Here is a 6,266-nt window from a genome sequence, read left to right on the forward strand (position 1 = left end):
GGGACCCCCCCCCCCCCCCCCTGGGGCGGGGCCGGCCGGGCGCCACCCATCCTTCCGCCTGGCGCGGCGCACGGCCGTTTTGTGCGTTTGGGACAGGTTGGAGTGTCCCGTCCCAGTCGTCACTTTGGCTTGTTTGCGCCGGTCAAGCCTAGTGCGCGAGGTGTCCTGTCGGTCGGGACGGGCTGGCGTGATGGGACAGGGCTCGGGACGGGTGGCAGCTACGTCGTGACACACTGAAATCAACGGCTTGTCAGCGCAGAATCAGCCGGTGAGTGAGGTGGTCATGCGAACGGCGCGGACGGTACTTGAGCAGAAGATCTGGGAGCGACAGCAGACGCTGGAGGAGTTCGCCGAGTACGTCGAGGTCTTCGCGCGGGAGGCTGGCGAACCCGGCACGATCAGCTTGCGCCACCTCCACAGGCTGGCTGCGGGGCGGAGGTCGGCCGGTCAGCCGCTGGGGCCGGTTCGGCCGGTGACTGCTCGGCTATTGGAGAAGATCTTCCGGACCAGCATCCACGAGCTGTTGGCGGAGCCTTCGGCTGCTGGGTCCGCGGGGAACGACGTCGGCAAGCTGGATGTGCGTGCGAACGCCGACTTGGCTGACATGCCGGATTGGTTGGACGAGCGGGCTGGCTGGGCACCAGGGGAGAGCCGGGCGAAGGTTCACGCCAAGCTCTCCACGTTCGAGGCGGGCACGCTGGTCGACCGGCGGTATCGGCGCACGAGGGTGAGTCGGGAACAGATCGTTCGTGCGCTCCGTGCGTACTACCGCCGTGGAGTCGCGGAGTACGACATGTACCGGATGCGTTGTGGTGGCGAGGACGTCAGGACCAGCATCCTTGCTCGTCCCGAGTGGCTTGATCAGCCCGCTTCGTTGACGGCGGAGAACGACCGCCTGGTGCTCGCCGGTCGTCGTGATGGCCCGCGCGCTGCCCTGAGTGAAGCGGCGGCGGAAGCGGCTGTGGTACGGCTCGCAGAGTGGGCCGCGCTGGATGTGCGGGTCATGAACCTGCCGCTCTACCGGCTATTGCGTGTAGACGTCGGGTCGGCCATCGAGGGCACGGTGGGGCTGGTGGACTTCGCCGAGTACGCGTTGACGGCGGACCTGCTCGAAGGCGAGCTGGTCGAGGCGGTGGTCTCTGGCGCGGGAACGGGTGCGCTGCAACTTCGGGACGAGTTCTTGCCGAGTCTCGATGCCGTGCTCGACCTGCCGGGACGCGTGTGCGCAGGCGGTGTGCTGGCGCTGTGTGCCATCGCTCGTCCGCGTGATCCGTACCGTGGGGCGCCGGACTACGCGCTGCTGGTGCAGGAGCGCTCTGGGCATGTGCTTAACACGTCCGGGCGGCTGGCTGTGGTGCCCAAGGGCTTCCACCAGCCGTTGACTGATGTGCGGGCGGACGCTCGGGTCAGCGCCACCCTGCTCCGTGAACTGGAGGAGGAGCTGTTCGGCCGCGACGAGGTGGACACGACGGTGGGGGAAGGGCGCGCGGCTGCGCCGATGCACCCAGGGCGGTGGTCTGCGCCGATGAGGTGGCTGCGCGAAGATCCGAGCAGGATGCGGACGGAATGCACTGGGTTCGGCTTCAACCTCGTGAGTGGGAATTACGAGTTCGCCAGTCTCGTGGTCATCGAAGATGAAGAGTTCTGGACGCGCTTCGGCGGGACGGTTGAGGTCAACTGGGAAGCGTCGGGGCTGCGGTTGTATTCGAGCCTTGATGACGAATTGATTGCCGATTTGGTGACGCACGAGTCTTGGAGCAACGAAGGGTTGTTCGCGTTGCTCCAAGGACTTCGGCGGCTCGCGGAGATCGGTGGCCAGCGGGTGGCGCTGCCGGCGATCGAGGTGTCAGGTCTGTGACGGCCAGCGGACCGTGAGGACGGTCGAGTCTTCGAGCGCTTCCCACGAGTGGTCGACGCCAGCGCCCCACATCACGTAGTCGCCGGGGCGGGTCATGGTGGTGTTGCCCTCGGTGGTGTCAACGCGGAAGTTGCCCTGTACCAACAGAACCAGGGTCGTCCGCTGGTCGTCGGAGGTCCACTCGACACGCTTGTCGCCGGCCGGGTGGTTGAACCACTTGACCTCAACGTCCTTCTGGGACCGGACGCCCTCGGACGGGTCGATGAAGTGGCCTACCAGCCAGCCGCGGGTCACCGCGCCGTCTTCGTTGGCATTGCCGGCTTGCCAGTTGGCGGTCACTCTGTCTCCCATTCGATCGTTGGCAGGTTCACGCGACTTCCGCCGATTTGTCGTAGGCGGCGGAGGCCCTGGAGGAGCGCGAACAGTCCTTCGTTGCTCCACGCTACATCGTTGGCCAGTTCTTCTAGGCCCTCGGTGTCCAGGCTGGAGAACTGGCGGAGGTTCGATGCTTCCCAGTTCGCTCGGACTTGTCCGCCGAACTCCGTCCAGAACTGTTCGTCTTCGATGACGATCAGGCTGGCGAACTCGAAGTTGCCGCTGACGAGGTTCAGGCCGAAGCCGGTGCACTCCATCCGCAGACGTCCCGGCTCGGCGAGCAGCCAGCGCATCGGCTCGGACAGGCGAGTCGGGTGCATCGGGTCCGCGTGGCGCTGGTCGCCGACCGTGTTGTCGATGTCGTCGCGGCCGAACAGCTCCTCTTCCATCTCGCGGCGGAGCGTCGCGCCGATCTGGGCGTCGGCCCGGTAGTCGGTCAGCGGCTGGTGGAAGCCCTTGGGGATCACGGCCAGGCGGCGAGCGGCGTTGATGACGTGACCTGAGCGTTCCTGGACCAGCAGGAGGTAGTCCGCCTCGCCGCGGAACGGGTCGGCTGGCCGGGCGATCGCGGTCAAGGCAAGAGCGCCGCCCGCGCACATGCGGCCGGAGACGTCGAGGACCGACGGCAGGTCGGGTAGGTAGGCGTCGCGGAGAGGTAGGGCACCGGGGCTGATCGGTTGGCCGGTGGTGAGCGCGTCGACCAGCTCGCCTTCGAGCAGGTCCATCGTCACCACGTACCCCACGAAGTTCGTCACGCCGACGCTGCCGCCGAGCTGGTGCCGCTGTACGCCCAGATCGAGCAGTCGATAGAGCGGCATGTTGACCATGCGATTGCCGAGCGCCAGCGCTTCGGCCAGCCGTTGGGCCGCTCGTCCGGCGCTCTCCTCGTTCATCGGCTGGTGATCGTCCGGGGTTACGGTCGACAGCTTGAGTTGGTCGTGAGCCGGGATGAGCGGGCAGTCGAGGTCGAGCCAGTCCGGGTGCGTGAACACGGTCGTGATTGCGCGGGTAGTGGAGCCGAAGCGGGCGGCGTAGCGGCCGTGGCCGGTGGTGGTTGTGCCGTAGTAGTCGGCGAGCGCGCGTGCGGTGTCCCGTTGGTTCACCCGACCTCGGCGGACGCCTCGATCCTGTAGTGCGCGGACGTCGAGGCGCACGAGGCGGGCGGCGACATCGCGCCGTGCGGTTCCCGGCTCCCAGCCTGCGTGCTGGTCGAGCCAGTCCAGCGCGGCGACGATGTTCGGGTCTGAGCTGAGCCGTAGTTCGGCGTCGGCTGCCGCGCCGTCCGGGAGGTCGAGCTTCGGTTCGGCGATCAGGGCGGCGAACCGGGCCTTGACGGCTGCGCCGGCCTGGTCGTGGGCGGTGTCGAGGAGCTGTTGCATCTCGGACTTCGGCTTGAGGTCCGGTTTCTGGTGCCAGCCAGCGACCGTGCGGACGGCGATTCCCAGGTGCTCGGCGAACGCTTCGTTGGTGAGGCGCAGGGCCGCCTGGAGTGCGCTGGCGGTTCGGCCGGTCCAGCCCTCGTGCAGGCTCATCTTCTCGCTATCCCCCCGGAGCGATGTGCACTGGTTGTGCAGTGGATGTGCATCGGTGATGCATGGGGCTGAGCGCGTCTTCGCAGTGGAATTGAGCCATGGAAAACAGCTCGCTCCACCAGCGGAAATGCTCGGCGCTAGCGGCGGTCGCGGACGTGTTCGATGACGGTCGAGAGGTCCGACTTGAGGTCGTCGAGACGTTCGGTGATGTCGTTGAGTCGCTGCTCGAAACCGTCCAAACGGGACCACAGGCTGTCGGTCGGGTTGGTGATCGGCTCGTCGGCTTCCGGTGGCCTTCGGCCGTGCAGCACGGCGTCGAGGTGCTGCGGGTGCCAGCCGAGGGTTGTCGACAGGGACTCCAGGGTCCGCGGGCTGCGGCGGCGCTCGACTGTGTGGTGCTGGATCTCGCGCACGATCGCTTGGGAGACGTGCGAGCGTTCCGCAAGCTCCCGTTGACGCCAACCCAGCTCATTCACGCGCTGGTTGATGGCCTTGGCGACTGCCGCCCAATCTTCCGACACGTATTCCTCCGCGCTCCGCCTCAGCGCTGAGATTAGCCGTCTTCCGCTGTTCCGTGACGTGACACGGCGCATTTCGCGCCGGGTGCGATCAAACACGCCTTCCGTTGCGCTGAAATCAGCAATTTAGAGCTGAAATCGACAGCTCGTTTAGTCGAAGGGCTTTTCTGATGCGTACTTCTCTGTCTTCCTCCGGTTACACCGTTCGGCAGGCCGCTTGGCTGCTCGGTGTCGAGGCCGCGACCGTGCACCGCGCCGTTCGGCTCGGGCGGCTGCCGCTGGTGCGGCGGCGCGGCCGGTTCGTCATCCCGGCGAATGTGCTGGTGCGGCTGCTCGGCGAGCCCCGTTCGGGAGGCACGCCGTGAACCTGATCTCGATCGCGTGGGAGCTGGACCGGCTCCGGTGGGTGCCGAGTGAGGTGTTGGCCGAGGTCGTCGGGCGTGACGGCTTGTGCATGTGGGCGTTCACGGACTCGCCACCGTGGGCCGATGAGGAGTTGACCGGTCGGGAGCTGGCCGCGCGGATGTGCGCTGGCTGCCCGGTGCGGGATGAGTGCTTGGAACTGGAGTTGCGCACCGCCGGCGAGGACACCGTGGGGGTGTGGGGTGCGCTGGCTGCCGAGGATCGGCGGGAGCTGTACCCGCACTGGCTGCGACGTGGTGAACGGGTTGAGAGGGGGCCGCGTTCATGAACGCCCTCAGTCTCACGCCTACTCAGGTGCTGGCCGGTGTCGGCGTGGTCCTGGTGCTGCTGCTCGTGTGGCGAGCTGGTGCACGTCGTGCGAAGGCTGCGGCCAATGCGGCGCGGAGTGGTGCTCGCTTGGTGTCGCTCGCCGGTCGAGTGGCGGTCAACGCGGTGTTGATCGTGCTTGTTCAGTGGGTGGTGATCACCCATCGCGGTCACGGGTGGCTGCTCCTGGCGGTGCTCGCCGTGCCTGCGTTCTTTGCGTCCTACACGCTGACGCGGGCGTTGACCGTGACGACGTACGAGCCGTCTCGGCGTCGGGGTGAGCGGCGATGAGTGAGTCGGTCGAGCGGGTGGCTCGGCAGGTCGACCGGTTGTGCTGGACGGGGATCTTGCTCGGGTTGGCGTTCACGATGACCAACGTCCAGCAGTTCGCGGCGGCCGGTGCGCCGGTGTGGTCGCTCGCGTGGTGTGCGGCGTGGCTGCTCGATCCGATGGTGTCGCTAGTGCTGTTGGCGATCCTGCGGGCCGAGCAGGTCACCGCCCGGTACGGCGTCCGGATGGGCGGATGGGTGCGGGCGGCCAAGTGGTTCACGCTCGCGGCCACGTACGTCATGAACACCTGGAGCGCGTTCGTGGCCGGCTCGGCGGCGCTCGTGGTGCTGCACTCGGTGCCGCCGTTGGTCGTGTTCGTGGCGGCGGAGGCGGTCACGGAGTTGCGGGACAAGCTCGGCGCGGCCGTGAACGCCGCGCCGAGCGCTCCGCCGGTACCGGCGCCAGCGGCTCCGCGGACGTCGTTCGCGGACTACCTCGCGGTGGCTCGGGCGGCGCGGACGCCGGACGTGAAGGTGACGCCAGCGTGGGTCCGGGAGGTCACCGGGTGCTCACGTGGGCTGTCGTCACGACTCGCAGCGGCGCTCGCCGAGGACGGGGGCCGTTCATGAACGGCGACCTGGTGCCCGCTGAGCCGGTGCTCGATGGCGAGTTGGTCGGTGAACCGAAGACGTTGGTTCGGCGGTTGGGGAGCGGTTGGCGTCGGGTGGGCGTATCACCGCACTTCAAATCGTCACGATTGCTTCAGTGTTGGTCGAAAGATACCATCGGTTGGCTCGTGCGCCTCCCGGGCCGGTTCGTCGGCGGGGTCGGCAGGGGAGCGGTGGTAGCGGCTCGGGCGTGGCGGCGGTGGGTTCGGGTGCGGGACTACCGGGAGGCTGCGGAGCAGTCCGAGAAGTTGGCGGACAAGTTTGTGGAGATTCGCGCCTTGACGCTGTTCCGGTGGAAGGTGACCGGTGCTGTGGC

General features: G+C 67.5%; 8 protein-coding genes and 1 pseudogene. 6 read left to right on the forward strand and 3 right to left on the reverse strand.

The genetic code is table 11. From position 1 onward, the window contains the following. The first annotated feature begins 268 nt into the window (after positions 1 to 268). Positions 269 to 1,858 carry a transcriptional regulator gene (locus ACFV4N_RS37900; protein WP_499677501.1) on the forward strand — a complete coding sequence of 530 codons (1,590 nt, stop codon included), beginning with the start codon at positions 269 to 271 and terminating at the stop codon, positions 1,856 to 1,858. Here the strand turns inward: ACFV4N_RS37900 and ACFV4N_RS37905 are convergent. The 3 genes from ACFV4N_RS37905 to ACFV4N_RS37915 all read right to left on the reverse strand — a co-directional run bounded on the left by ACFV4N_RS37905 (position 1,847) and on the right by ACFV4N_RS37915 (position 4,286). Further along, positions 1,847 to 2,197 (reverse strand): hypothetical protein, encoded by a 351-nt coding sequence (locus tag ACFV4N_RS37905; protein ID WP_053714951.1) that lies wholly within the window; start codon positions 2,195 to 2,197, stop codon positions 1,847 to 1,849. The two genes, ACFV4N_RS37900 and ACFV4N_RS37905, sit on opposite strands and share 12 nt — an antisense overlap. Continuing rightward, the gene (locus tag ACFV4N_RS37910; protein ID WP_499677502.1) at positions 2,194 to 3,765 is read right to left on the reverse strand and encodes a transcriptional regulator; all 1,572 of its coding nucleotides are present in this window, start codon (positions 3,763 to 3,765) and stop codon (positions 2,194 to 2,196) included. Before ACFV4N_RS37910 ends, ACFV4N_RS37905 begins: the two co-directional genes overlap by 4 nt. Before the next feature lie 137 nt (positions 3,766 to 3,902). After that, a complete protein-coding gene (locus ACFV4N_RS37915) occupies positions 3,903 to 4,286 on the reverse strand; it encodes an XRE family transcriptional regulator (protein WP_499677503.1) in 384 nt (127 codons plus the stop codon). A gap of 167 nt (positions 4,287 to 4,453) precedes the next feature. Here ACFV4N_RS37915 and ACFV4N_RS37920 point away from each other — a divergent pair, with 167 nt between their 5' ends. From ACFV4N_RS37920 to ACFV4N_RS37940, 5 genes and pseudogenes are all read left to right on the forward strand, one after another. Beyond that, on the forward strand, positions 4,454 to 4,648 hold the full coding sequence (locus ACFV4N_RS37920; RefSeq protein ID WP_499677504.1) for a helix-turn-helix domain-containing protein: 195 nt from the start codon (positions 4,454 to 4,456) through the stop codon (positions 4,646 to 4,648). Then, entirely contained in the window at positions 4,645 to 4,974 is a 330-nt protein-coding gene (locus ACFV4N_RS37925; RefSeq protein ID WP_499677505.1) for a WhiB family transcriptional regulator, read from the forward strand. The genes ACFV4N_RS37920 and ACFV4N_RS37925 overlap by 4 nt, the downstream gene beginning before the upstream one ends. Then, complete coding sequence (locus ACFV4N_RS37930; protein WP_499677506.1) at positions 4,971 to 5,303, forward strand: hypothetical protein; 333 nt, start codon at positions 4,971 to 4,973, stop codon at positions 5,301 to 5,303. The genes ACFV4N_RS37925 and ACFV4N_RS37930 overlap by 4 nt, the downstream gene beginning before the upstream one ends. After that, a complete protein-coding gene (locus ACFV4N_RS37935) occupies positions 5,300 to 5,911 on the forward strand; it encodes a hypothetical protein (protein WP_499677507.1) in 612 nt (203 codons plus the stop codon). The genes ACFV4N_RS37930 and ACFV4N_RS37935 overlap by 4 nt, the downstream gene beginning before the upstream one ends. Further along, a pseudogene (locus ACFV4N_RS37940) lies at positions 5,908 to 6,266 on the forward strand (cell division protein FtsK); the annotation flags it as partial. The gene ACFV4N_RS37935 and the pseudogene ACFV4N_RS37940, both read left to right, overlap by 4 nt.

Source organism: Actinosynnema sp. NPDC059797 (assembly GCF_042732085.1).
Lineage (GTDB): Bacteria > Actinomycetota > Actinomycetes > Mycobacteriales > Pseudonocardiaceae > Actinosynnema.

Bases quoted from the DNA above. Each gene is read 5' to 3' on its own strand.
- ACFV4N_RS37910 (WP_499677502.1), bottom strand. From the start codon at position 3,765: ATGAGCCTGCACGAGGGCTGGACCGGCCGAACCGCCAGCGCACTCCAG.
- ACFV4N_RS37920 (WP_499677504.1), top strand. From the start codon at position 4,454: ATGCGTACTTCTCTGTCTTCCTCCGGTTACACCGTTCGGCAGGCCGCT.
- ACFV4N_RS37930 (WP_499677506.1), top strand. From the start codon at position 4,971: ATGAACGCCCTCAGTCTCACGCCTACTCAGGTGCTGGCCGGTGTCGGC.
- ACFV4N_RS37935 (WP_499677507.1), top strand. From the start codon at position 5,300: ATGAGTGAGTCGGTCGAGCGGGTGGCTCGGCAGGTCGACCGGTTGTGC.